The organism is Curtobacterium sp. MCBD17_021, from assembly GCF_003234525.1.
Classification (GTDB): Bacteria; Actinomycetota; Actinomycetes; order Actinomycetales; family Microbacteriaceae; genus Curtobacterium.
On record NZ_QKTS01000011.1, the window covers coordinates 68,152 to 92,468 of the forward strand.

A 24,317-nucleotide genomic window follows, 5' to 3' on the forward strand; every position below is an offset into this window, starting at 1 on the left:
GGTCACGTTCGGATCGTAGGTCAGTGGTGCTGGGAACCAGGCGTCGGACGGGGTCCCGCCAGACCGTTCATCCGGGAGCGAGGTGCATCGTGCTGGTGCCGTGACAGGATCGCAGGGTGCCGATGCGACCCGACCGTGTGCCCGGCCCTGGTCGCGCCCGGGGCTGGCACGGCTGGACCTCCGCGGGTCGACTCCTCGCGCTGCGGTGGGCGGTCGTCGCGGTCTGGGCTGCGCTCCTCACCGTCCGCGTCGTCGTCGTCACGGTCGACCCGGACGCGGACCTGCGTGCGTTCGGTGTCGCCGAGGCGATCGCCGTCACCGTCGGCGTGGCGGTCGTCGTCATCGCTGTCGTCCGGGCCCGCAGCGTCGGCCGTCGTCGTGAGGACGACGTCCTCGCCCTCGCGGTACGACGCATCGACCCCACTGTCTGGTCGGTGCCCGCGAGCCCGACCCAGGAACTTCGTGGGACGATCGAGGCCGTCCGGCCCGAGGTGCCCCTGTCCGACCGCGTGACGTGGGCGTTCGGCGCGACGGAGGCCTCGATGTGGGAACTCGACGAGCGCCGGGCGACGCGGTTGCTCGTCATCCGCTGGAGCCGGGTCATGCACGTCGGGGTCGAGGAGGTCCTCGTGCCGGGCGCCGGTCGACGCACTGCTCCTGCCCTTGCGCTCCACTACGTCCGGGCCGACGACACCACCGCCGTCGCGACGTTCTTCGTCCGCGCGGCACCGGGGTCCGACCGGTTGCTCGGTCCGGGCGACCGTCTCGACGGGCTGCTCGCCCGGCTCGCCCGGGAACGCATCGTCGCCTGAGGTCGATGCCCGGGGCAGCGGGCCCCGTCAGCGACGGAGCCCGCTGTTCCGGCGGACCCGAGCAGTCCCGGGCCCAGCGCACCCGTCCGCTCAGTGGGTGGACGGCTCCTGTTCGACCTCACGACGGTCGTCCTCGGACCACAGGGTGTGGAACGTGCCGTCCTTGTCGATGCGCTGGTAGGTGTGCGCCCCGAAGAAGTCACGCTGTCCCTGGATGAGCGCAGCGGGCAGTCGCTCGGACGCGAGCGAGTCGAAGTACGACAGCGCGGACGAGAAACCGGGTGCCGGGATCCCCGACGCGGCCGCGATCCCGACGATGCGACGCCAGGCTGCTTCACCCTCGGCGACGGCGTTCGCGAAGTACGGGTCGACCAGCAGCGACTCGAGCTCGGGGTTCTCGTCGTACGCCTCGACGATGCGGTTGAGGAACTGCGCGCGGATGATGCAGCCGCCGCGCCAGATCTTCGCCATGTCGCCGAGGGCGATGTCCCAGCCGTACTCCTTCGCCCCCGCGATGATGAGGTCGAAGCCCTGCGCGTACGCGACGACCTTCGACGCGTAGAGCGCCGCTCGGACGTCGTCGGCGAAGGTGTCGGGCACTTCGACGATCGACGGACGGTTCTGCACCGACTTCTGGACCGCGGCGCGCTGCGACGACCTCGATGACACCGCGCGGGCGAACACCGCCTCGCCGATGCCGGAGACGGGGATGCCGAGGCCGACCGCGTTCTGCACGGTCCAGACGCCGGTGCCCTTCGAGCCGGCGGCGTCGCGGATGACGTCGACGAGCGGCTTGCCGGTGTCGGCGTCCTGCTGCTTGAGGACCTCACCGGTGATCTCGATCAGGTAGGACTCGAGGTCGCCCTTGTTCCACTCGTCGAACACGTCGACGAGCTGGTCGACGCTGTACCCGCCGACGCGGCGGAGCAGGTCGTAGGACTCCGCGATGAGCTGCATGTCGGCGTACTCGATGCCGTTGTGCACCATCTTCACGAAGTGCCCGGCACCGTCGGTCCCGACGTGCGTCACACAGGGCTCACCCTCGGCGACGGCCGCGATCGACTTCAGGATCGGCCCGAGCGTCTCCCAGGCCTCGTCCGATCCGCCCGGCATGATCGACGGCCCGTGCAGCGCGCCCTCTTCGCCGCCCGAGATGCCGGTGCCGACGAAGTTGAGGCCCTTCTCACGCAGGTCGTGCTCGCGGCGGATGGTGTCGTGGAAGTTCGCGTTGCCGCCGTCGACGATGATGTCGCCCGGCTCGAACCGTTCGGCGAGCTGCGAGACCACCGCGTCGGTGCCCTTGCCGGCCTGGACCATGATGATCGCGGTCCGCGGCTTCGACAGCGAGGCGACGAAACCGTCGATGTCCTCGGACGCGATGAAGCCCATGTCGCCGTGCTCGTTCATGAGCTCTTCGGTGCGGGCGTAGGTGCGGTTGTAGACCGCGACGGTGTTGCCCTCTCGTGACGCGAGGTTCCGCGCCAGGTTCGAGCCCATCACTGCGAGGCCGATGACCCCGATGTTCGCCTGTTCCTTGTTGTCTGCCACGTCGACTCCTTCGTGTCCTGACGGCCACGGCCAATCTATGCAGCCCCCGATGTGCTCATCCAGGTCTTCCGCATCCTGGGTACGGCGGTCCTCCTGGTTCGTACTGTGGGTGCATGGCCGATGCGACCGTCCTCCCGCCCGTGCTCGTGATGGGGGTCTCCGGCTCCGGCAAGTCCACCGTCGGCGAAGCCCTGACGCAGGCGCTCGTCGCCCGCGGGGAAGCCGCGGAGTTCGTCGACGCCGACGCGCTCCACCCGCAGTCCAACGTCGACAAGATGCGCGACGGCGTCCCCCTCACGGACGAGGACCGGCGGCCGTGGCTCGACGCGTGCTCGTCCCGGATCGCCGACGTCCAGGCCTCCGGCTCTCGTTGCGTGATGGCGAACTCGGCCCTCAAGCGCGTCTACCGCGACCGCCTCCGCGAGGACGCGCCGGGTCTCTTCATCGCCTTCCTCGACGGCTCACGTGACCTCATCGCGGAGCGACAGCGCCACCGACACCACGAGTACATGCCGAACTCGCTGCTCGACTCGCAGTTCGCGACGCTCGAGCGCCCGGAGTCGGACGAGGCCTCGGCCGCCGTCCCGATCCGCGGGTCCGTCGACGAGACGGTCGCCGCGATCCTCGCGGTCCTGCCCTGAGCGTCCCGTGCTGGACGGTCTGACCGTCGTGTCTACTTCCGGCTGAGTTCCGATCGGCGGGCGCGGTACTCCTCGGCGTCGATCTCGCCGCGCGCGAACCGGTCGGCGAGCACCGACCGCGCGTCGGCGAGCGCCCGTCCGGCACCACGGCGTAGGACTCCGAAGACGAGCGCTCCGACGACGAGCAGGAGCAGGAGCACGGGGAACACGGGGAAGCCGTGCGACGGTGCTCCGCCGTGCCAGTACGGAGCGGTGGCAGCGAGTGTGGTGAGCATGGGACCCTCCGAGGTCGGTGTTCGTGCCGCGGTCGCGACACGACAAGGCTGCCGCCCGGGAGGCCCGACGCGCGTCCGCCGGGCGAGCCCACTCCCGCCTGCTCCCGCCGGTGTACCCTCGCCCGTCCCTCCACAGGCGACTACTCCCTCGGGCGTAGTCCACAGGCGCTCCCGGTGCGCGATGTCCCGGGGGAGGGCCGACCGTAGGCTCGCTGCATGACCACCGACACCCGCTCCGACGACCGCCCCGTGGGCGGACGCCGGTTCGCCCGCGTGGGGCGGGTGCTGCCGGTCGCGCTCGTGCAGCTCGTCGGGACGGTCGTCGCCACCCGGTTGGCCACCGGGGTCGGACCCGGTGGTGTCGACGGCGGACCACCGTGGACGCAACGCCTGGGGGACGGCGTCGAACCGGTGTTCCTCGGGCCCCTGGCATGGGTGCTGCTCGTGAGCGGGATCGTCGTCCTGCCCTTCCGCTGGCGATGGCCGGTCGTGGTCCTGGCCCTGACCCTCGGTACCACGATCGGCTACGCCCTGGTCGTCAGCCCGCGGGGTCCGTTCGTCGCGGCGCTGACGATGGCGCTCGCCAACGCCTGGTTCCGCGGACACCGCGTCCCGGTCTACGTCGCCGCCGCGGTCGCCCAGGTCGTCCTGCCCTCGGCGGACACCCTGACCGGGCGCGCGCCCTTCCCGACCGTCACCACGACGACGCTCTGCCTGGCGTGGCTGACGGTCACGATCGCCGTCACCGAGCTCGTCCGGGTGCGGCTCGTCCGCGCCGCTGACGCCCGTCGTGCCCGGCTCGCGGCGGAGCAGCAGCGGGCCGGTGCCGAACGGGTCCGCATCGCTCGGGAACTCCACGACTCGGTCGCCCACAGCATGTCGCTCATCAACCTGCAGGCGGGGGTGGCCCTGCACCTCGGCGCGGAACTCCCGGAACAGACGCGGGAGTCGCTGCTGAGCATCCGAGACTCCAGCAAGCAGGCGCTGGTCGAACTCCGGACGATCCTCGGCGTGCTCCGTGCTGTCGACGCGCCGTCGGGCACCTCCGACCGCGCGCCGGTCGCCGGCCTCGACCGTGTCCCCGACCTGGTCGACCGAGCCCGCGCGGCCGGAGTGGACGTGACGCTGCACCTCGACGGCCCGCTGGACGGCGTCGCCGGTGTCGTCTCGCGCAACGCGTTCCGCATCGTGCAGGAGTCGGTCACGAACGTCATGAAGCACGCCGCTGACCACCGCGCCACGGTCGTCGTCGGCGTGGGTGCCGAGATCGTCGACATCACGGTGACCGACGTCCCGAGGGTCTCGACCGTCACCGGTGCTCCCCGAGCAGCGGAGGCGCACCGAGGGCACCGTGCCTCGTCCCGTCCCGCGCGCGTGGTCGGCCCGGACACCGAGGCCGCGCGGTCGACCCGCAGCAGCGGCAGCAGTCGGGGCAACGGCCTCGTCGGGATGCACGAGCGGGCCGCGGCCGCCGGTGGCACCCTCGCGGTCGGACCGACGCCCGACGGCGGGTGGTCGGTCAGGGCTCGCCTGCCGATCGGCGAACCCGCACGCCCCACGATCGGAGAGCAGGAGACGGACGGATGAGCATGCCCGCGACCACCACCACGCCCGACCCGATCCGGGTGGTGTTGGTGGACGACCAGGGACTCATCCGGGCCGGACTCCGCGCGCTCATCTCGGCCGAGCCCGGGATGCAGGTCGTCGGTGAGGCGTCCGACGGTGACGCGGCCGTCGCAGTCGCCGCACGGGAGCTGCCCGACGTCGTGCTCATGGACATCCGCATGCCGGGGACCGACGGCCTCGTCGCGACGAGGCGGATCTCCGAGGACCCCGCGCTCGCCGCGGTGCACGTCGTGGTGCTCACGACCTTCGAGGAGGACGACACCGTCTTCGAGGCGATCCGTGGTGGGGCTGCCGGGTTCCTCGTGAAGGACACCGAGCCCGGCGAACTCCTCCGGGCGATCCGCACCGTGGTCGCGGGGGAGTCGTTGCTGTCGCCCGGACCGACCCGTTCCCTCGTCGAGGCGTACGCCGCGCACGCGAAGCCGGCGGCGCTCGCCCCTGAGCTCGGCGCCCTGACGGACCGCGAACGACAGGTCATGCGCCTGGTGGCGAGCGGGTTGACGAACGCCGAGATCGCCGAGCGCCTGTTCGTCAGCCCGGCCACCACGAAGACCCATGTGTCCCGGGCGATGATCAAGCTCGGCGCTCGCGACCGCGCCCAACTCGTGGTCTTCGCCTACGAGACCGGCCTCGTCACTCCCGGATGGACCGGATGACCGGAGACACCAGTTCGATACCATCATCGTCGCGATCGCAGAGGGACGGCTCGACGACGTCCCGAGCATCGTCGGACACCTGACACCCGCCGTGCGTCGGGGTTGAGCGCGCCTCGAGCCGGCTGCTGACGATGGACACACGGCCGCCGCCGGTGCAGGCTCGACAGGTGGACGTCGGACGCTCCCGCACCGCCGCGGAGGAGCGCCGTGCCCACCTCGAGGAGGAGCAACGCCGTGACCGATCCCGCGAACCCGACCCCCGGTGCGACCGACGCCCGCTCTGCGGGCGGAGGCACAGCCTCCAGGCCGGACACCTGGGCGAGCACGGACCGCGGACAGCTCGTCGACCGTGCCGAGGTCATCGTCACCAGCCCGGACCGGAACTTCGTCACGTTCAAGCTGACGACCGCCGACGGCGTCACGGGCCTCGGCGACGCGACCCTGAACGGTCGCGAACTCGCCGTCGCCGCCTACCTGTCGGAGCACGTCGTGCCGCTGCTCGTCGGCCGCGACGCCAGCCGCATCGAGGACGCCTGGCAGTTCCTCTACCGCTCGTCCTACTGGCGCCGAGGACCGGTCACCATGGCCGCGATCGCCGCCGTCGACATGGCGCTCTGGGACATCAAGGCGAAGGCGGCCGGCATGCCGCTGTACCAGTTGCTCGGTGGTGCCTCGCGGACCGGGCTCATGGCCTACGGCCACGCCTCCGGCAAGGAGCTGCCGGAGTTGTTCGACTCCATCCGCGCCCACCAGGCCGAGGGGTACCGGTCGATCCGCGTCCAGACCGGCGTCCCCGGGCTCGAGAGCATCTACGGGATCGCGTCGAACCGCACCACCGAAGGCAACGCGGGTGTCCGGTACGACTTCGAGCCCGCACAGCGCGGTGCGTTCCCGGCGATGGAGGACTGGGACACCCGCGCCTACCTCCGGCACCTGCCGACGGTGTTCGAAGCCGTCCGGAACGAGTTCGGGCCGGAGCTGCCCCTCCTGCACGACGGACACCACCGGATGACCCCGATCCAGGCCGCCAAGCTCGGCAAGTCCCTCGAGCCGTACGACCTGTTCTGGCTCGAGGACTGCACCCCCGCCGAGAACCAGGAAGCGCTCCGACTCGTCCGGCGGCACACCACGACACCGCTCGCCATCGGTGAGGTCTTCAACACGATCTGGGACTTCAAGGACCTCATCCGCGACCAGCTCATCGACTACGTCCGCGGCGCCGTCACCCACATGGGCGGCGTGACCCCGCTACGGAAGACGATGGACTACGCCGCGATGTACCAGGTGAAGTCCGGGTTCCACGGGCCGACCGACATCTCGCCGGTGGGGATGGCGGCCCAGATGCACCTCGGCCTCGCCATCCACAACTTCGGGATCCAGGAGTACATGCAGCACGGTCCGAGGACGAACCAGGTGTTCCAGCAGACGGCCACGTTCACCGACGGGTACCTGCACCCCGGTGACGAGCCGGGCATCGGGGTCTCGCTCGACGTCGACGAGGCCGGGAAGTACCCGTACGAGCAGGCGTACCTGCCGTTCAACCGCCTGGCGGACGGCACCGTGCACGACTGGTGAGCTGTTCTCGGACGCCGCACCGTGCCCGACGGGCAGAGTGGTGATGTGGACCCCGCAGCGCTCGCCGACGTCGCCCGCAATCTGTTGCGCGCCGCTCCGGGCGACTTCGTGGCCGCGCGGACGGCACGGCAACGAGCGGCCCGGAAGGACGACCGGGAGCTCGCGGCCGCGATCGGGAAACTGAAGAAGCCCGCGCCGGCCGCATGGATCGTCGACCTGCTCGCCTCCGAGGACGCCCTCGACGACGCCGTCGACCTCGGTCCCGCCCTCCGGCAGGCGCAGGCCTCCGCGGACCCGCAGCAGATCGCGACACTCCGGAAGCAGCGGTCACAGGTCGTGGCGGCGCTCGCCGACACCGGCGCCGACCGGGCAGCCGCAGCCGGGCACCCGCCGACACCGGCCGTGCTCGAGCAGGTCCGCGCGACCATCGAGGCCGGCATGGCCGACCCGCACGCCGGCGCCGCGATCCGATCGGGCCTCCTCCTGCGGCCCCTCGAGAGCGTCGGGTTCGAGGACGTCGACCTGACCGACGCGCTCGCCGTCCCGGACGCCGTCCCGGACGCGTGGTCCGGCAGCGACGCGCCTCCCATCCCGATCACGGCCGGGAGGCGCGGTGCACGCCGCCCCGCGGGGCGCGGTCGCGCAGACGACGAGCGGGCAGTGCCTGACGAGCCGGATGCTCCTGACGAGCCGAATGCTCCGGCCGAACCGGACGCTCCTGGTGAACCGGATGGTCCTGCCGAGCCCGACGCGCCGGCCCACGACGACGACCAGCGCGACCCCGTAGCCGAGCGCCGTGCCGCGCGCGAGGCCGAGGCGGCAGCGCGACGTGCCTCCCGGCAGGCCGATGCCGCTCTCGACCAGGCGGAGTCCGCTCTCGAGGACGTCGAGGACCGACGCGCCGACCTCGACCGTCGCCGTCGCGACCTCGAGCGACAGCTCGCCGCCCTCGACCAGGAGCGGGCCGACCTCGACGCGGAGGCCGAACGGCTCGGGCAGGAGCGTGACGACGCCGAGGCCGCGAGCGACCGCGCCCGTGAAGCCCTCGTCGCCGCCCGTCGCCGCCGTCGCGACGGCTCCTGACCCGACCGCTCATCCACTCGGATGAAAGCGGCCACCGTCGCTCGCTCCCGGCGTGACCCCCGCCCTACGCTCGGCGGCATGCTCCTCTTCCTCCGCCGGTGGCTCCGGCACCTCGTGGCCCCGGTGGCCGGCGCGGTGTACCTCGCACTGTGGATCGTCGCCGAGGCCGGTCGCGGCGACCTCACCGGACACGTCCTCGTCGTGTCCGCCTTCGCCGTCGCGATCGGCCTCGCGAACTGGATGCCGTCGACGAGTCTCGGTCTGGTCGTCGTCGTCCCCGTCCTGCAGGCGCTCCGGCTGCTCGACCGTCCCCGCGACACGACCTGGCCGGAGTACCTCGTCATCGCGATCGTGGTCGGCATCATCGGTGCCGGGCGCTCCGGTGTGCTCCGCTGGCTCGCGATCCCGGCCCTGGGTGTCGCCAGCGCCGCTGCTGCCTGGGCGATGGTCGTCCCCAGCGTCGCCGACCAGGACGTCTGGGCCTCGTGGACCGGCTCGATGTCCGGCACCCGGTCCGACCTCGCCTTCCTGGCCCTCGCCATCGCCGGTGCGAGCGGCATCGCCTGGGCCATCGGTGTGGCGATCGGGGCGACCTGGCGGGTCGGGCTCGCGCGGGTCCGCGTCGTCGAGGCGGAGCAGGAGACGGAGGCTGCCAGTGCCGAGCTCCGCGCCGAGCAGGAGCGCGCCCGCATCGCGCGGGACGTGCACGACTCGCTGGCGCACTCCCTCGCCGTGGTCGTCTCGCAGGCGCAGGGCGCCGCGGCGCTCACGGTCCGGGACGGACCAGCCGCCACGGCGCTGCAGGACATCGCCGAGGTGAGCCGGACCGCCCTCGGGGACGTCCGCGCCCTCGTCGAACGGATCCAGGGCACCGGCCAGGAGGCCCGACACGGCCTGGCAGAGGTCCCGCACCTGGTCGAGGACATGCGGGAGCTCGGCATGCAGGCCGTGTTCGAGCAGCACGGCGACCCGCGGCCGATCGGAGCCGAGGCCGGGGGAGCGGTGCACCGGATCGTGCAGGAGAGCCTGACGAACGTGCTGAAACACCAGGGCCGGACGGCGTCCGCGCGTGTGGTGCTCGACTGGCGCGGGCCGGGGCTCGGGGTCGTCGTGACCTCCACCGGCAGCAGTCCGCTCGTCGCGCTCGACGGCCCGGGGTCCGGCGTGGCGGGGATGCGGGAGCGCGCACGGTTGGTCGACGGTTGGCTGCGTGCCGGGGTCGGCGACGAGGAGCACGAGTACGTCGTGACCGCGTGGTTGCCGGCGCTCGGCGGATCGTCGGTACCCGGTGGGGCGGACGGGACCGCGGATCTCCCCGCGGTCGCCGGATCGGCCGATGCGACCGGTGCCGGCGGGACGAGCGTCACCGGAGCCTCCCGATGACGGCGATCCGCGTCGCCGTCGTCGATGACCAGCGACTCTTCGCCTCGGGCATGCGGATGCTCGTCGACGCCCAGGACGACATGACGTGCGTCGGGACGGCCGCCGACGGTGCCGAGGCCCTCGTGCTCTGTGCGACCGAGCAACCGGACGTGCTGCTCCTCGACCTCCGGATGCCGGTCCTGAACGGCATCGAGACGATGGCGCGCCTCGCCCGGCAGGGTGACGACCGGCCGCGGGTCGTCGCCCTCACGACGATCCGCCGCGACGACGCGGTCCTCGCCGCGCTGCGTGCCGGAGCGGCGGCGTTCCTGACGAAGGACGCGCTGCCCGAGGTCGTCACGGCCACGATCCGCGACGTGCACGAGGGACGACCGGCGCCGACGGAGGCCGAGGCGCTCGACCTCCTCCGCGCACAGGGCACCCTCGTCGAGTCCGAGCGGCGGGACGAGATCCTCGACGCCTTCACCGCTCGCGAGCGCGAGGTGTTCCTGCTCGTGGCCAAGGGGCTCAGCAACCAGGAGATCGCCGCGTCCGTGTTCCTCAGTGAGGCCACCGTCAAGACGCACGTCCGGTCGGTGCTCACCAAGCTCGGGCTGCGGAACCGGATCCAGGTCGTCATCACCGCACACGAACGCGGCCTCGTCCGCGCCTAGGGGGAACCATGCGCATCACCACCAGGGCCGCGAAGACCGGCACCCTCGTCCTCGTCGTGGCCGGTCTCGGCGGAGCCGTCCTGCACGGCCTGCCGGAGCCCGTCGACCATGCCGTCCGACCGACGACCACGAAGGACGTCGCCGCGTGGACGATGCCCCTCGACGGGTACGTGCTCTCGTCGGGGCCGGCCTCGTAACCGGCGGGTGGCGGCGGCGATCCGGCAGCTCGCACCGGAGGCGCCGGCAGGCGTCCGCTGACGTCCGCGCACGCCTCGGACGGGCCGTCGGCAGCTGCACCTGGGGGGAGCTGCCGCCGGCCCGCTGAGCGTGGAACGGTGCGACACGCCCGGAGGCCCTGCTAGACTCGGTGACTGACTTCGGCGAGGGCCGCGCAAGCGGCCGTGATCGACGCGGTGGGAGACCCGGCCAGACCTGGGAACGTTCCTCACGCGTGCACGCGTTCGAGTTGCAACACCACAGACCCCCGATGCCGGCACTCCGGCGTCGTCCCCGACACCAGGAGGCATCATGGCTGACTACACCAAGCTCGCGGCGGAAGTCCGCACCAAGTTCGGCAAGGGTGCGGCCCGCAAGCTCCGCGCCGCCGACAAGATCCCCGCCGTCGTCTACGGCCACGGCACCGAGCCGCAGCACATCAGCCTGCCGGGCCACGAGACGATGCTCCTCGTCCGTACCGCCAACGCGGTCGTGGACCTCGACATCGAGGGTGCGGCGCAGCTCGCCCTCGTCAAGGACGTCCAGCGTGACCCGGTGCGTCAGATCATCGAGCACATCGACCTCGTGGTCGTCCGTCGTGGCGAGAAGGTCACGGTCGACGTGCCCGTCGTCGTCGAAGGCGAGTCCTTCGCCGGCACCATCCACGTGCAGGACCTGGCGAGTGTCTCGTTGCTCGTCGAGGCGACCGACATCCCCGAGCACGTCGTGGTGAACGTCGAGGGCCTCGAGGACGGGGCGCAGGTCCACGCGTCCGACCTGCAGCTTCCGGCCGGTGCCGAGCTCGAGACCGACGCCGAGTCCCTCGTCGTCGCGATCGTCACCCCGCGTGGCACCGCTGACGACGACGCCGCCGACGAGGCCTCGGCCGAGGCCGGCGCCGAAGCCGGTGCCGAGGGCGGCTCCGAGCCGGTCGACACCGACGCCGACTCCGAGTAACCACACGAAGACATCTGGCCGACGCTGATGGCAGACCGCACGTTCGTCGTGGTCGGGCTCGGGAACCCCGGGCCCGACTACGCGGGCAACCGCCACAACGTCGGCCAGATGGTCCTCGACGAACTGGCAGCCCGGATGGGCGCCACGTTCAAGAAGCACAAGACCCCGAACCAGGTCGCCGAGGGGCGCCTGATGCCGGGAGCCCCGAAGCTCGTCCTCGCGAAGCCCGGGTCGTTCATGAACACCTCCGGCGGCCCCGTCTCGGCCGTCCTGGGCTTCTACAGCGTGCCCCCGTCGGACCTGATCCTGGTGCACGACGAGCTGGACCTGCCGTTCGACTCCGTGAAGCTCAAGGGCAACGGCGGCCACGGCGGGCACAACGGCATCCGTGACGTCATCAAGGCGACGAACACGAACGAGTTCGCCCGGGTGCGGGTCGGCATCGGCCGTCCCCCCGGTCGCCAGGACCCGGCCGACTACGTGCTGCGTGACTTCTCCGCGGCCGAGAAGAAGACGCTCCCGAACCTCCTCGCCGACGCCGCGGACGCGGTCGAGGCGATCGTGACCGACGGTCTCCTCGCCGCCCAGCAGCGCTTCCACGCGCCGGCATGACGACCGCCGTGGTGCTCGCGACGAACCCGTTCGCCATGGGTGCGCTCGTCGTCGTCTCGGTCATGGGCATCACGCTCGTCTGGACGGCCCGCGTCCTCGGTCACCGTGCGGCCGAGCAGGCGCGCGAGAGCCAGGCGACGCCCCCACCGGACGACCTGGAGCCCGGCAGCTCCTGACGCGGAACCGGCCGGGAGGCCCGTCCCGACTCCGCCGTGCGCCTCCTGTTCGCCCGTCGCGCACGCCGCGACCGGTGTCGGGGGCCGCCGGTACCATGGGGTGAGTGACGATCTCGGGCATCATCCCTGCGCTCTCGCGCGCCTCCTCCTTCGATCGTGCGCTCCGTGCCGCTCCTCGTGACGCCGACTTCTCGGTGGTCGACGGCCTCCGCGTGCCGCTGCTCGCCGCCCTGCTGGCCGAGCGCTCGGGTCCCCAGTGCGCCTTCGTCATCACCGCGACCGGGCGCGAGGCCGAAGCGGTCCGTGACGCCCTCAGCTGCACGGTCCCGGATGCCGACGTGCTCGAGTTCCCCGCCTGGGAGACCCTGCCGCACGAGCGCCTCAGCCCGAGCCCCCAGACCGTCGGCACGCGCATCGCCACGCTCCGGGCCCTCCGGCGGTGGCAGGACGCCCCCGTCGACGAGCGTCGGACGACCGTCGTCGTGGCGAGCGTCCGCGCAGCACTGCAGCCGATCGCCGACAACCTCACCGAACTCGCACCGGTCGTGCTGCGGACCGGCTCGCGGGGCAACGACCTCGGCGCCATCGCCGCCCAACTCGTCGACCTCGCCTACGCCCGTGTCGACCTCGTCACCCGCCGCGGTGAGTTCGCCGTCCGCGGCGGAATCCTCGACGTCTTCCCGCCGACCGCCGACCACCCCGTGCGCGTCGACTTCTTCGGCGACGAGATCGAGGGCATCAAGGCGTTCTCGGTGGCCGACCAGCGGTCCACGGACGACGACCTCGACGCGGTGGAGCTCACCGCCTCGCGCGAGCTGCTCCTCAGCGACGACGTCCGACAGCGGGCGCGCGAGATGCTGCACGAGTTCCCGAACCTGTCGCAGATGCTCGCGAAGGTGGCGGAGGGCATCCCGGTCGAGGGCATGGAGTCCCTCGCGCCGGCGCTCGTCCACAAGCTGGTGCCGGTGACGGAGTACCTGCCGGAGGCCGCCACCGTCGCCGTGTTCTCGCCCGAGCGGGTCAGCGGTCGGGCACACAGCCTGGCCGAGACGAACCAGGAGTTCCTGCAGGCGGCGTGGAGCGCGGCGGTGGCGGGTGCACAGGCGCCGATCGACCTCGACGCCGGCAACTTCCTGACGGTCCAGCAGCTCAAGAACACCCGGGGGCAGCGCACGTGGTGGACGGTGTCGCCGTTCGACTCCGGCGCCGACGAACCCCTGACCGACGCCGATGCCGTCGCCGAGGCGGGTGAGTACGTCCGGGTCCCCGGTGAGGCGATCCCGAGCTTCGCCGGCAGTGCGGACGGGGCGGTCGCCCACGTCAAGGCGCTCACCGACGACCAGTGGGCCGTCGTCGTGACGGCGCAGGGCCAGGGCCTCGTCGAACGTGCGGTGCAGGTGCTGGCGGACGCCGGAGTGGCCGCGCGCGCCGAGACGCTGGACGGGCCTCCCGAGCCGGGTGTCGCCATCGTCACGACGGCCAGCGTCGAGCACGGCTTCGCCGTCGCCGACCCGCGCATCGCGCTCCTCAGCGAGGCCGAGTTCTACGGCCGCAGCGTCCAGCAGGGCGCGCGCACCGTGAAGAAGCTCGCGAGCCGGCGCAAGAACGTCGTCGACCCGCTGCAGCTCAAGCCGGGCGACGTGGTCGTGCACGCCACCCACGGCATCGGCAAGTTCGTCGAGCTCGTCAGTCGCGAGGTCAGTTCCGGCGGCCGGAACGCCGTGAAGCAGCAGCGCGAGTACCTGGTGCTCGAGTACGCGCCGTCGAAGCGGAACTACCCAGGCGACAAGCTGTTCGTGCCGACCGACCAGCTCGACCAGCTCTCCCGGTACGTCGGCGGTGAGAACCCGACGCTGTCCAAGATGGGCGGCTCGGACTGGTCGGCGGCGAAGTCGAAGGCGCGCAAGGCCGTCCGGGACATCGCGGTCGACCTCGTCAAGCTCTACTCGGCGCGCATGGCGTCGAAGGGGCACGCGTTCGGCCCGGACACCCCGTGGCAGCGCGAGCTGGAAGAGGCGTTCCCGTTCGCCGAGACCGCCGACCAGCTGACGACCATCGACGAGATCAAGCGCGACATGGAGAGCCCGATCCCGATGGACCGGCTGCTGTCCGGTGACGTCGGCTACGGCAAGACCGAGGTCGCGATCCGCGCCGCGTTCAAGGCCGTGCAGGACGGCAAGCAGGTCGCCGTGCTCGTGCCGACGACCCTGCTCGTCCGCCAGCACATGGAGACGTTCCAGGAGCGGTTCGCCGGGTTCCCGGTGAACCTGCGCGCCCTGAGCCGGTTCCAGACCGAGAAGGAGACGAAGGAGACGCTCGCGGGCCTCGCGGACGGCACCGTCGACATCGTCATCGGCACGCACCGGATCCTGTCGCAGAGCGTGCAGTTCAAGGACGTCGGGCTGGTGATCATCGACGAGGAGCAGCGCTTCGGTGTCGAGCACAAGGACCAGCTCAAGAAGCTCAAGACGAACGTCGACGTGCTGGCGATGTCCGCGACGCCGATCCCGCGTTCGCTCGAGATGGCGGTGACCGGGATCCGTGAGATGTCGACGCTCGCGACCCCGCCGGAGGACCGCCACCCGATCCTGACGTTCGTCGGGCCGCAGTCGGACCTGCAGGTGGCCGCGGCGATCAAGCGCGAGATGCTCCGTGAGGGGCAGGTGTTCTACGTGCACAACCGCGTCAAGGACATCCAGTCGGTCGCAGCGCACCTGGCCGAGGTCGTCCCCGATGCGCGCATCGCCGTCGCGCACGGGCAGATGGGCGAGCAGGCCCTCGAGCAGGTCATGGTCGACTTCTGGGAGCGCCGGTTCGACGTCCTCGTGTCGACGACGATCATCGAGACCGGCCTGGACATCGCGAACGCCAACACGCTCATCATCGACAAGGCGGACAAGTACGGGCTGTCACAGCTGCACCAGCTCCGTGGTCGCGTCGGTCGTGGACGCGAGCGGGGTTACGCGTACTTCCTCTACGACGCCGACAAGCCGCTGTCCGAGACCGCGCAGGACCGCCTCGAGACCATCGCGGCGAACAACGAGCTCGGTGCGGGCATGCAGGTGGCGATGAAGGACCTCGAGATCCGCGGTGCCGGCAACCTGCTCGGCGGTGAGCAGTCCGGGCACATCGCGGGCGTCGGGTTCGACCTGTACCTGCGGATGATCGGCGAGGCGGTGTCGCAGTTCCGCGGTGACGTCGCTGAGGGGCAGACCGAGCTCCGGCTCGAGATCCCCGTCGACGCGCACATCCCGGACGACTACGTGGAGTCCGAGCGGCTCCGACTCGAGGCCTACCAGAAGCTCTCCGCCGCATCGGCCCCGGCCGCGCAGCCCGAGGCGATCGACATGGTCCTCGACGAGCTGACCGACCGGTACGGCACCCCGCCGCAGGCCGTGCTGACGCTCATCGAGGTCTCGCGCCTCCGTCGCATGGCCCAGCAGGTCGGCCTGTCCGACGTCGTCGTGATGGGCTCGAACCTGCGGGTCGCCGGCAAGGAACTCGCCGACTCCGCGCAGGTCCGGCTCAAGCGGATGTTCGCGGGCGCGCGGTGGTTCCCGCAGCAGGACGCCGCGAGCATCCCGGTGCCGAAGCCGCACGGCGAGACGCTGCCGGACGACGCGCTCATCAGCTGGGTGGAGAGCATCCTCACCGCGGTCTACGGTGCGCCCGCCCGTGCGGAGGCGCCGGCCGCCTGACGGTCGTCGTCCGGTGACCACCGGACGGACGGGAGGCCCGCGGCGGATCCGTCCCGGGCCTCCCGTCCGTCTGGTGGTCGCGCTGGTGCGCGGACCGGCGCTACTCGGTGGCTTCGGCCTCGGACAGCTCGCGGCGCTGGCGGTACCGGCGCGCCCGCACGGACACGACGACGGCGGACGCGACCATCGCGATGCCCGACCCGACGAGGACCGCGAGGACGCCCTCGTCGACGATCTCCTCGTTCGCGGCGAACGCCAGCTCGTTCATGAGCAGCGAGACCGTGAACCCGATGCCACCGAGGACGCCCACGGTCACCACCGACCCGAACGAGAGCGTCGACCGACCGGGACCGCGGAAGAGCCGACCGGCGACGACACCGAACAGCGTGATGCCGATGACCTTGCCGACGGGGAGTGCCAGCACGACCGCCCAGAACGTCGGGGAGAGTTCCCCGAGTCCGACGGCGGGGATGACGACGGCCGCCGAGACGAAGGCGAAGACGGGCAGGACGATCGCGTTCGACCACGGCTCCACGTGCTCGTGCAGGGTGCCGCCCGGTCGACGGGGGAGGACCAGCCCGAGGGCCACGCCGGCGATCGTCGCGTGCACCCCGGAGCGGTACACGAGCCACCAGGTGACCAGGCCGATGAGGACCATCGCGACGATGAGGACCGGCTGCGCGGCGCTGCCCGGCCGCAGCCGACGACCGAGCAGCGCGAACACGACGAGCAGGACCGCGGCGCCGCCGAGGGCCGGGAAGTCGGTGCCGTGGGCGAAGACGACGGCGATGATGACGATGGCGATGAGGTCGTCGAGGACGGCGAGGGCGAGCAGGAACACCCGGATCGTCGAGGGCAGCCCCCGCCCGAACATGGCCAGGACCCCGAGCGCGAACGCGATGTCCGTCGCCGTCGGGATCGGCCAGCCGTGTGTGTACGGCGTGCCGGCGGTGACGAGCAGGTAGACGAGCGCCGGGACGAGCACTCCACCGACGGCGGCGATGGCGGGGACGACGGCGGTCTTCGGGTTGGCGAGCTCACCGGCGACCAGCTCGTGCTTCAGTTCGACGGCGACCAGGAGGAAGAAGACCGCGAGCAGGCCGTCGCTGACCCAGTGGGAGATCGACAGGTCGAGGCCGACCGCGCCCCAGGGGGTGTGCCAGTCGAGACCGCGCTCGAGCCCGGGGCCGAGCGCGGTGTTCGCGACGATCAGTCCGAGGACGGCGGCGGAGAGGAGGGCGATCGCGCTGAAGCGAGGCGAACGGATGAAGGAGGGCATGTGGCTCCGAGGGGGAACGGGCACCCGGTGGTCGGGTACGGGGAACGGACCGTCGACCAGACTTCCCGACACACCGACGCCCATCGTAGTGGGGCGACCCTGGTGTCCGATCCACGCGGAGCTGCGGGTGGCAGCATGGCGGCATGACTGTCGTTGCCGAACTCGTCGCCGTCGTGGACCGCCTGCTCGACCCCGAGCACGGATGCGTCTGGAACCGCGAGCAGACCCACGCCAGCCTCGCCCGGTACGCCGTGGAGGAGGCGTACGAACTCGTCGACGCCATCGACGACGGGGACGACGACGAACTCCGGGAGGAACTCGGCGACGTCCTGTACCAGGTGGTGTTGCACGCGGGGATCGCCGCACGCCAGGGGCGGTTCGACCTCGACGACGTCGCCGCGGCGGTCCGCGAGAAGATGCAGCGCCGCCACCCGCACGTCTTCGGCGACGAGGAGGCGCACACGGTCGAGGACGTCATCCGGGTCTGGCGTGCCGCGAAGGCCGCCGAGAAGTCCTCGCGGACGAGCACCTACACGGGGGTGCCGCGGGCGATGCCGCCGCTCGAACGCGCGGTGAAGCTGTTCGAACGGCTCGAAGAGCGTGGCGACCTGCACGCAGCCGTGGCCTCGGTGACGGACGGGGCCGCGCTCGACGTCGTGGGGGCCTCCGCTGCGGGGGACGAGCCGGTCGCTGCCGATGCCGACGGTGTGGCGGACGGCGCGGCCACTCCGACCGCCGCCGGCGGGACCGGTCCTGCGGGAGACGTGGCTGTCGCGGGCACTGCGGGGGCCGGGGACGTCGCTGCGGCCGTGCTCGGCTCGCAGGCCGGGACCCGGGTCGATGCCGCCTGGGGAGCCGGGATGTTGGCCGAGGTCTCGGTGGCGCACGAGCAGGGGATCGATCCCGTCGCGAGTCTCCGCGCCGCCGTGGCGATGCTCGAGGCTTCGGGTCGGGAGCTCGAGCGTGGCGTCGCCGGGACCACCGAGCCCGGGGGCGGCGACGACGTGGAGCGGGCGTCCTCCTAACCCGAAAAAGGAGGACGCCCGCGAGCGGGAGGAGACGCCACCAGGGAGCAACGTCTCGTCAGGGGATCCCGCCCGAACCGCGGAGGCGTCTGCAGCACATCGCCCCCGCTGACGACCGGCATGTGGATCAGGCACGTTCCGGCCGAGGTTCTGGATGCAGCATATCAGCGGACACCGGCGGCTGCAACCCCGGCTCCTGCTCTGCGAAGATTGACGCCATGGCCACGACCGTGACTGCCCCCCGAGGCATGCGAGACCACCTCCCCGCCGACAAGGCCCGGCGAGAGCACGTGCTCGGCGTCATCCGCGGTGTCTACGCGCGCCACGGGTTCGACGAGATCGAGACGCCGGTCGTCGAGGACGCCGCGCGTCTGCACTCCGGGCTCGGGGGCGACAACGAGAAGCTCGCCTTCGCCGTGATGCGCCGCGGCCTCACCACCGACGACCTGCGCGAGGCCGCTGCACCCCTCGACCTCGCCGACCTCGGGCTCCGGTTCGACCTGACCGTGCCGCTCGCCCGGTTCTACGCATCGCACCGTGCCGAACTGCCGAGCGTGTTCCGTGCCGTGCAGATCGCCCCGGTCTGGCGTGCCGAGCGGCCGCAGAAGGGCCGCTACCGCCAGTTCGTGCAGTGCGACATCGACGTCCTCGGGGAGCCCGGGCAGCTCGCCGAGATCGAGCTCATCCGGGCGACCACCGCGGCACTCGACGCGCTCGGCATCGTCGGCACGTCGATCCGCATCAACGACCGCCGCATCCTGCTCGCCCTCCTCGCATCGTGGGGGGTCACCGAGCAGTCGGCAGCCGACCGAGCCCTCATCACGGTCGACAAGCTCGACAAGATCGGGGCCGTCGGTGTCGCGGAGGAGCTCGGCCAGACGCTCGGCCTCGACCCCGGGGCCACGGCCGACACGATCCGGGCGCTCGAGTCCGCCGACTGGGAGAGTGTCCGTGGTGCCGAGTGGCTCGACGCCGAGGCCTTCGCCGACCTCGAGCGGCTCCGGGCGGCGCTGCCCGGTGTCGACCTCCGCTTCGACCCGACGCTCGTCCGCGGCATGGGCTACTACACCGGCACGATCTTCGAGGTCGCGCACCCCGACTTCGGGTACAGCCTGGGCGGTGGCGGACGCTACGACGGCATGATCGGACGCTTCCTGGGGCAGGACGTCCCGGCGGTCGGGTTCTCGCTCGGGTTCGAGCGGCTCGTGGACCTCGTGTCGCTGCCCGGCTCGGCGGAGTCCGACGCGGTCGTGCTGGTCTACGACAAGGACGTCGATCCGGTCCGGCTCGCGGCGTTGAAGGCCGAGGCGCTCGACGCGCACCACCGCGTCCGGCTCGAGAAGCGTACGAAGAACATGAAGAACCTGCTCGCCGGGCTCGCGGAGCAGGGGTTCGGCGCGTTCGCCTCCGTGGGCGCCGACACCGAGACGCTCGAGGGCGTCGAGTTCCGTCCGCTCGCCTGACGGACGCCCGCCGGTCATCCACAGCCCGCCGTCGAGCCCGACCGGCGTCGCTAGGATCGACCACGCAACCACAACAACCCAACGACAGGGAGTACCCCGTGGCAGTGATCGATGCCGTAGGCGCACGCGAAGTCCTCGATTCCCGAGGCAACCCGACGGTCGAGGTCGAGGTCCTCCTCGACGACGGTGTCGTCTCGCGCGCCCTCGTCCCGTCCGGTGCCTCCACCGGCGCCTTCGAAGCGTACGAGCTGCGCGACGGCGACGACTCCCGCTACGGCGGCAAGGGCGTCCTCAAGGCCGTCGAGGCGGTGCTCGACGAGATCGGCCCGGCGCTCGAGGGCTTCGACGCCACAGACCAGCGCCTCGTCGACGCCGCACTCATCGAGCTCGACGGCACCGAGAACAAGTCCCGCCTCGGCGCGAACGCCATCCTCGGCGCCTCGCTCGCCGTGGCCCGCGCCGCGGCCGACTCGGTCGACCTGCCGCTGTTCCGCTACCTCGGCGGCCCGAACGCGCACACGCTGCCCGTCCCGCTCATGAACGTCGTCAACGGTGGCGCGCACGCCGACACCAACGTCGACATCCAGGAGTTCTTCCTGGTGCCCTACGGCGCGGAGTCCTTCTCGGAGGCCCTGCGCTGGGGTGTCGAGACCTACCACGCCCTCAAGGGCGAGCTGAAGAAGCAGGGCCTGGCGACCGGCCTCGGTGACGAGGGCGGCTTCGCACCGGAGCTCGCCTCCAACCGCGCGGCGCTCGACTTCCTCCTCGCGGCGATCGAGAAGGCCGGCTTCACCCCGGGCAAGGACATCGCGCTGGGCCTCGACGTCGCCAGCACCGAGTTCTTCCACGACGGCAAGTACTCCTTCGAGGGCAAGCAGCTCTCGAGCGCAGAGTTCACGCAGTACTTCGTCGACCTGGCCCGCGACTACCCGCTCGCCACGATCGAGGACCCGCTGGCCGAGGACGACTGGGAGGGCTGGACCCACCTGACCGCCGAGCTCGGCTCGAAGCTGCAGATCGTCGGCGACGACCTGTTCGTGACGAACCCGACGCGTCTGCAGCGTGGCATCGACGAGCAGGCCGGCAACTCGATCCTCGTCAAGGTGAACCAGATCGGCACGCTGACCGAGACCCTCGACGCCGTCTCCCTCGCGCACCGTCACGGCATGACCGCGATCCTGTCGCACCGCTCCGGCGAGACCGAGGACACCACGATCGCGGACATCGCGGTCGCGGTCGACGGTGGTCAGATCAAGACCGGCGCCCCGGCCCGCTCGGACCGCGTGGCGAAGTACAACCAGCTCCTCCGCATCGAGGAAGAGCTCGGCGACGCCGCGGTCTACGCCGGCCGCTCGGCGTTCCCGCGCTCGGCATCGCTGTAACCAGCACCCTCGGAACGCCGTCCTCCCTCCGGGGAGGGCGGCGTTCCGTCGTCCCGGCAGGCTGAGACGGCCCTCGGGGAGGTGAGGCGGGCCTCCCGTGCGAGACGCGTCTGCCGGCGCGAGACGCCCTCTCCCGCGCGAGACGCCGCCGAACTCGGCGGCGTCCGGCCCACTCGGCGGCGTCCGGCCCATTGGGCGGCGCCTGGCCCATCCGGCGGCGTCTGGCCCGCTGAGCGGCGTCCGGTCCACTCGGCGGCGTCTCGTCCGCTCAGAGGCGCCCGTTGGACGCGGCAGCGTGTCGGGGCCGGTTCCCAGGCCGGCCGCGTCGCTGAGAGGCTGCGCAACGCGCGCGCGCCGGGGTGCCGAGCCCCGGCGGCCGCGTTATCGTCGTCCCGTGCCCAGCCAGAAGCCCCGCGTCCGCCGCGTCCCCGTGGTGATGCCCGAGGGCGCGACCTCCGGGCAACCGTGGTACCGGTCGCTGCACTTCTCCGGCTTCAGCCTGCTCATGCTGGCGATCATCGTGCTCTTCGTCGTGGTGCTCGCCCCCTCGCTCCGCACGCTCGTGCAGCAGCAGGAGCAGATCACCGGCATGCAGCGCCAGGTCGCGGCTCAGAAGGCCGACGTGGCGCAGAAGAAGCACGACGTCGCACGCTGGGACGACCCGGCCTACATCGAGGCGCAGGCGCGCGACCGACTGCTCTACGTGTACCCGGGCGAGGAGAGCTACCTCGTGATGGGCGGGGACGGCGGGACCTCGGCGACGCCCGCGCCGACCACCGACTCCGGTACTCCGGTCAGCTCGACCGTGCAGACGCCGAAGGTCGACTGGGTGCAGTCGATGCTGTCCTCCGTGCTCGAGTCCGGCCTGTCGGACGACACGAGCGACGAACTCGAGGGCCGCAGCGGCACCACGGACAGCGGCAGCTCGGACAGCGGCGCCACCGACGGCGGCTCGACCTCGAAGTAGGGCCGACGCGCGGAGTCCGGTAGGCTCACGTCCCCGTGACGACCCCTCCGTTCGACCCGCCGACCGCGCACGACGTGCAGGTGGTGAGCGCCCAGCTCGGCCGCCCCGCCCGCGACGTCATCGGCATCGCCGCTCGCTGCGTCTGCGGCAACCCGACGGTCGTGTCCACGAAGCCCCGCCTCGGCAACGGCACCCCGTTCCCGACGCTGTACTACCTGTGCCACCCGGCCGCCACCGCAGCCGTCAGCACCCTCGAGGCCAACCAGGTCATGCCCGAGCTGGCCGCACTGCTCGAGGACCCCGACACCGCTGAGCAGTACCGCCGCGCGCACCAGGCGTACCTCGACGACCGCGAGTCGATCGAGCACGTCGAGGAGATCGCGGGCATCAGCGCTGGTGGCATGCCCACCCGGGTGAAGTGCCTGCACGCGCTCGTCGGTCACGCCCTCGCCGCCGGACCCGGCGTCAACCCCATCGGCGACCTCGCGCTGCAGCGTGCGGACTGGTCGCCCTCCCGGTGTGAGTGCCGGGCCTATGATGATGGTGCAGACGCCGGAGTCGGGGTGGGTGGCGGCGAGTCCTGACCAGCCTCCCAGCAGCTCAACCACCCCAAGGAGATCACCACCCGTGCCCAAGATCCTCGTCGTCGGCGGCGGTTACGCCGGCTTCTACACCGCATGGAAGCTCGAGAAGCACCTTCGCCAGGGCGAAGCCGAGGTCGTCATGGTGGACCCGCTGCCGTACATGACCTACCAGCCGTTCCTCCCCGAGGTCGCCGCCGGCTCGATCGAACCGCGTCACGCCGTGGTCTCGCACCGCCGTCACCTCAAGACGACGCGCGTCGTCACCGCGAAGGTCACCGGGGTCGACCACGCGAACAAGACCGCGACGATCACCCCCGCCGTCGGTGAGCCGTGGCAGGAGTCCTACGACCAGATCGTCATGACGGCCGGTGCCGTCTCGCGCACCTTCCCGATCCCGGGCGTCGCGGACGAGGCCATCGGCCTCAAGACGATCGAAGAGGCCGCCGCGATCCGCGACAAGATCCTCACCAACTTCGCGAAGGCGGCGAACCTGCCCGCGGGCCCCGAGCGGCAGCGTCTGCTCACGGTCGTCGTCGTCGGTGGCGGTTTCGCCGGCATCGAGGTCTTCGCCGAACTCCGCTCCTTCGTCTCGGACCTGCTCAGTAGCTACCCGCAGATCGCCTTCGAGGACACGCACTTCCACCTGGTCGAGGCCATGGGGCGCATCATGCCCGAGGTCTCGCTCGAGACCTCGCACTGGGTCCTCAAGAACCTGGCCGAGCGGGGTGCCACGGTGCACCTCGAGACGCAGCTCGCCTCGGCCGTGGGTGGCGTCTGCCAGCTCAAGGCCAAGGACGAGTCGATCGAGGTCATCGAGTCCGACCTCATCATCTGGACCGCCGGAGTCATGGCGAACCCGATGGTCAAGGGCACCGACTTCCCGCTCGAGCCCCGCGGTCGCATCACGGTGCAGCCCGACCTCCGCATCGTCGACGAGGGCACGGTCATCGCCGACGCCTGGGCCTGCGGTGACGTCGCGGCCGTCCCGGACCTCACCGGTGGTGGCGTCGGCGGCATGTGCGTCCCGAACGCCCAGCACGCGGTCCGCCAGGCCAAGCAGCTGGCGAAGAACCTCGTCGCGACGATCCGCGGCGAAGCCACCGTCGACTACAAGCACGAGAACCTCGGCGCCGTCGCGGGCCTCGGTCTCGGCATCGGTGTCTTCCAGTCCGGCAAGTTCTCGATGAAGGGCTTCCTCGCCTGGGGCGCCCACCGTGGTTACCACGGCCTGGCCATGCCCTCGTGGGAGCGCAAGATCCGCGTCGTCGGCGACTGGGTCGGGAACTTCTTCCTGGGTCGCGACATCGCCTCCCTCGACGACCGTGAGACCCCGCGCGCAGCGTTCGAGGCCTGGGCGTCACGCCCGAAGCCGGCCGTCGAGGCCGCTCCGGCGGCGGAGTCCCCGGCCGAGGGCCAGCCGGCCGGCGCTGCCGGTCCCGCCTACGCGACGCCCGCCGAGGACGTCTCGAAGGCCGCCGAGCCCGTCGGCGCCGGCGAGTCGGCGAAGACCGAGTAAGCACCGCACACACGCGGTCGAGAGGGCGGTCACCCAGTGGGTGGCCGCCCTCCGTGCGTCGGTAGGCTGATCCGGCCCGACCGTCAGCGGTCGTGCGCCCCCGTGGCCCAATCGGTAGAGGCATGCGACTTAAAATCGCCGAGTTGAGGGTTCGAGTCCCTCCGGGGGTACGAAGACCCGAGGGTTCGAG

At 71.6% G+C, this 24,317-nt stretch carries 22 protein-coding genes and 1 tRNA gene; 20 read left to right on the plus strand and 3 right to left on the minus strand.

Going from position 1 to position 24,317, the window contains the following annotated elements; all coding sequences use genetic code 11:
* Window positions 1-116 precede the first annotated feature (116 nt).
* A complete protein-coding gene (locus DEI83_RS11045; RefSeq protein ID WP_146243314.1) occupies window positions 117-812 on the plus strand; it encodes a hypothetical protein in 696 nt (231 codons plus the stop codon).
* Window positions 813-902: 90 nt separating this feature from the next.
* Here the strand turns inward: DEI83_RS11045 and gndA are convergent, their stop codons facing one another.
* A complete protein-coding gene (gndA, locus tag DEI83_RS11050; protein WP_375334665.1) occupies window positions 903-2,309 on the minus strand; it encodes an NADP-dependent phosphogluconate dehydrogenase in 1,407 nt (468 codons plus the stop codon).
* A gap of 164 nt (window positions 2,310-2,473) precedes the next feature.
* On the opposite strand from gndA, the gene DEI83_RS11055 reads away from it, so the two are divergent.
* Complete coding sequence (locus DEI83_RS11055; RefSeq protein ID WP_111082011.1) at window positions 2,474-3,001, plus strand: gluconokinase; 528 nt, start codon at window positions 2,474-2,476, stop codon at window positions 2,999-3,001.
* A 32-nt stretch (window positions 3,002-3,033) separates the two neighbouring features.
* Here DEI83_RS11055 and DEI83_RS11060 read toward each other — a convergent pair whose 3' ends face one another.
* A complete protein-coding gene (locus DEI83_RS11060; RefSeq protein WP_111082012.1) occupies window positions 3,034-3,276 on the minus strand; it encodes an SHOCT domain-containing protein in 243 nt (80 codons plus the stop codon).
* A gap of 216 nt (window positions 3,277-3,492) precedes the next feature.
* Here DEI83_RS11060 and DEI83_RS11065 point away from each other — a divergent pair, with 216 nt between their 5' ends.
* The 11 genes from DEI83_RS11065 to mfd all read left to right on the plus strand — a co-directional run bounded on the left by DEI83_RS11065 (window position 3,493) and on the right by mfd (window position 15,911).
* Window positions 3,493-4,863: a sensor histidine kinase gene (locus DEI83_RS11065; RefSeq protein WP_111082013.1), complete on the plus strand. Its 1,371-nt coding sequence runs from the start codon at window positions 3,493-3,495 to the stop codon at window positions 4,861-4,863.
* Window positions 4,860-5,558 carry a response regulator transcription factor gene (locus tag DEI83_RS11070; protein WP_258371172.1) on the plus strand — a complete coding sequence of 233 codons (699 nt, stop codon included), beginning with the start codon at window positions 4,860-4,862 and terminating at the stop codon, window positions 5,556-5,558. Before DEI83_RS11065 ends, DEI83_RS11070 begins: the two co-directional genes overlap by 4 nt.
* A gap of 234 nt (window positions 5,559-5,792) precedes the next feature.
* On the plus strand, window positions 5,793-7,133 hold the full coding sequence (manD, locus tag DEI83_RS11075; RefSeq protein WP_111082015.1) for a D-mannonate dehydratase ManD: 1,341 nt from the start codon (window positions 5,793-5,795) through the stop codon (window positions 7,131-7,133).
* 45 nt (window positions 7,134-7,178) lie between these two features.
* On the plus strand, window positions 7,179-8,216 hold the full coding sequence (locus DEI83_RS11080) for a hypothetical protein (RefSeq protein ID WP_111082016.1): 1,038 nt from the start codon (window positions 7,179-7,181) through the stop codon (window positions 8,214-8,216).
* A 78-nt stretch (window positions 8,217-8,294) separates the two neighbouring features.
* Window positions 8,295-9,599, plus strand: a complete 1,305-nt coding sequence (locus tag DEI83_RS11085) for a sensor histidine kinase (RefSeq protein WP_181431184.1) — start codon at window positions 8,295-8,297, stop codon at window positions 9,597-9,599.
* Window positions 9,596-10,252, plus strand: coding sequence for a response regulator transcription factor (locus DEI83_RS11090; RefSeq protein WP_111082018.1), 657 nt, complete (start codon window positions 9,596-9,598; stop codon window positions 10,250-10,252). Before DEI83_RS11085 ends, DEI83_RS11090 begins: the two co-directional genes overlap by 4 nt.
* A gap of 8 nt (window positions 10,253-10,260) precedes the next feature.
* Window positions 10,261-10,449, plus strand: coding sequence for a hypothetical protein (locus tag DEI83_RS15730; RefSeq protein WP_146243315.1), 189 nt, complete (start codon window positions 10,261-10,263; stop codon window positions 10,447-10,449).
* A gap of 331 nt (window positions 10,450-10,780) precedes the next feature.
* The gene (locus DEI83_RS11100) at window positions 10,781-11,425 is read left to right on the plus strand and encodes a 50S ribosomal protein L25/general stress protein Ctc (protein ID WP_111082019.1); all 645 of its coding nucleotides are present in this window, start codon (window positions 10,781-10,783) and stop codon (window positions 11,423-11,425) included.
* Window positions 11,426-11,452: 27 nt separating this feature from the next.
* Window positions 11,453-12,037: an aminoacyl-tRNA hydrolase gene (gene pth, locus DEI83_RS11105; protein ID WP_111082020.1), complete on the plus strand. Its 585-nt coding sequence runs from the start codon at window positions 11,453-11,455 to the stop codon at window positions 12,035-12,037.
* Window positions 12,034-12,213, plus strand: coding sequence for a hypothetical protein (locus tag DEI83_RS11110; protein WP_111082021.1), 180 nt, complete (start codon window positions 12,034-12,036; stop codon window positions 12,211-12,213). The genes pth and DEI83_RS11110 overlap by 4 nt, the downstream gene beginning before the upstream one ends.
* 104 nt (window positions 12,214-12,317) lie before the next feature.
* A complete protein-coding gene (gene mfd / locus DEI83_RS11115; RefSeq protein WP_111082022.1) occupies window positions 12,318-15,911 on the plus strand; it encodes a transcription-repair coupling factor in 3,594 nt (1,197 codons plus the stop codon).
* Between the two features lie 100 nt (window positions 15,912-16,011).
* Here mfd and nhaA read toward each other — a convergent pair whose 3' ends face one another.
* On the minus strand, window positions 16,012-17,190 hold the full coding sequence (gene nhaA / locus DEI83_RS11120) for a Na+/H+ antiporter NhaA (RefSeq protein WP_111082023.1): 1,179 nt from the start codon (window positions 17,188-17,190) through the stop codon (window positions 16,012-16,014).
* A gap of 143 nt (window positions 17,191-17,333) precedes the next feature.
* Between nhaA and DEI83_RS11125 the strand changes: the two genes are divergently transcribed.
* The 7 genes from DEI83_RS11125 to DEI83_RS11155 all read left to right on the plus strand — a co-directional run bounded on the left by DEI83_RS11125 (window position 17,334) and on the right by DEI83_RS11155 (window position 24,297).
* Window positions 17,334-18,215, plus strand: a complete 882-nt coding sequence (locus tag DEI83_RS11125) for a MazG family protein (protein ID WP_111082024.1) — start codon at window positions 17,334-17,336, stop codon at window positions 18,213-18,215.
* Between the two features lie 218 nt (window positions 18,216-18,433).
* A complete protein-coding gene (gene hisS / locus DEI83_RS11130; protein WP_111082025.1) occupies window positions 18,434-19,678 on the plus strand; it encodes a histidine--tRNA ligase in 1,245 nt (414 codons plus the stop codon).
* A gap of 98 nt (window positions 19,679-19,776) precedes the next feature.
* On the plus strand, window positions 19,777-21,060 hold the full coding sequence (gene eno, locus DEI83_RS11135) for a phosphopyruvate hydratase (protein WP_111082026.1): 1,284 nt from the start codon (window positions 19,777-19,779) through the stop codon (window positions 21,058-21,060).
* Window positions 21,061-21,454: 394 nt separating this feature from the next.
* Window positions 21,455-22,027: a septum formation initiator family protein gene (locus DEI83_RS11140; RefSeq protein WP_111082027.1), complete on the plus strand. Its 573-nt coding sequence runs from the start codon at window positions 21,455-21,457 to the stop codon at window positions 22,025-22,027.
* A gap of 35 nt (window positions 22,028-22,062) precedes the next feature.
* Window positions 22,063-22,611: a DUF501 domain-containing protein gene (locus DEI83_RS11145; protein WP_111082028.1), complete on the plus strand. Its 549-nt coding sequence runs from the start codon at window positions 22,063-22,065 to the stop codon at window positions 22,609-22,611.
* A 43-nt stretch (window positions 22,612-22,654) separates the two neighbouring features.
* Window positions 22,655-24,127, plus strand: a complete 1,473-nt coding sequence (locus DEI83_RS11150; RefSeq protein ID WP_111082029.1) for an NAD(P)/FAD-dependent oxidoreductase — start codon at window positions 22,655-22,657, stop codon at window positions 24,125-24,127.
* Between the two features lie 96 nt (window positions 24,128-24,223).
* Window positions 24,224-24,297: transfer RNA gene (locus tag DEI83_RS11155), tRNA-Leu, on the plus strand.
* The last annotated feature ends 20 nt before the right edge of the window (window positions 24,298-24,317 follow it).

Excerpts from the sequence above, each read along its gene's own strand:
- nhaA (WP_111082023.1), bottom strand. The coding sequence starts at position 17,190 with ATGCCCTCCTTCATCCGTTCGCCTCGCTTCAGCGCGATCGCCCTCCTC.
- DEI83_RS11125 (WP_111082024.1), top strand. The coding sequence starts at position 17,334 with ATGACTGTCGTTGCCGAACTCGTCGCCGTCGTGGACCGCCTGCTCGAC.
- DEI83_RS11065 (WP_111082013.1), top strand. The coding sequence starts at position 3,493 with ATGACCACCGACACCCGCTCCGACGACCGCCCCGTGGGCGGACGCCGG.
- DEI83_RS11100 (WP_111082019.1), top strand. The coding sequence starts at position 10,781 with ATGGCTGACTACACCAAGCTCGCGGCGGAAGTCCGCACCAAGTTCGGC.
- DEI83_RS11090 (WP_111082018.1), top strand. The coding sequence starts at position 9,596 with ATGACGGCGATCCGCGTCGCCGTCGTCGATGACCAGCGACTCTTCGCC.
- DEI83_RS11110 (WP_111082021.1), top strand. The coding sequence starts at position 12,034 with ATGACGACCGCCGTGGTGCTCGCGACGAACCCGTTCGCCATGGGTGCG.
- pth (WP_111082020.1), top strand. The coding sequence starts at position 11,453 with ATGGCAGACCGCACGTTCGTCGTGGTCGGGCTCGGGAACCCCGGGCCC.
- DEI83_RS15730 (WP_146243315.1), top strand. The coding sequence starts at position 10,261 with ATGCGCATCACCACCAGGGCCGCGAAGACCGGCACCCTCGTCCTCGTC.
- DEI83_RS11060 (WP_111082012.1), bottom strand. The coding sequence starts at position 3,276 with ATGCTCACCACACTCGCTGCCACCGCTCCGTACTGGCACGGCGGAGCA.
- gndA (WP_375334665.1), bottom strand. The coding sequence starts at position 2,309 with ATGGGCTCGAACCTGGCGCGGAACCTCGCGTCACGAGAGGGCAACACC.
- DEI83_RS11055 (WP_111082011.1), top strand. The coding sequence starts at position 2,474 with ATGGCCGATGCGACCGTCCTCCCGCCCGTGCTCGTGATGGGGGTCTCC.
- hisS (WP_111082025.1), top strand. The coding sequence starts at position 18,434 with ATGGCCACGACCGTGACTGCCCCCCGAGGCATGCGAGACCACCTCCCC.
- DEI83_RS11070 (WP_258371172.1), top strand. The coding sequence starts at position 4,860 with ATGAGCATGCCCGCGACCACCACCACGCCCGACCCGATCCGGGTGGTG.
- DEI83_RS11085 (WP_181431184.1), top strand. The coding sequence starts at position 8,295 with ATGCTCCTCTTCCTCCGCCGGTGGCTCCGGCACCTCGTGGCCCCGGTG.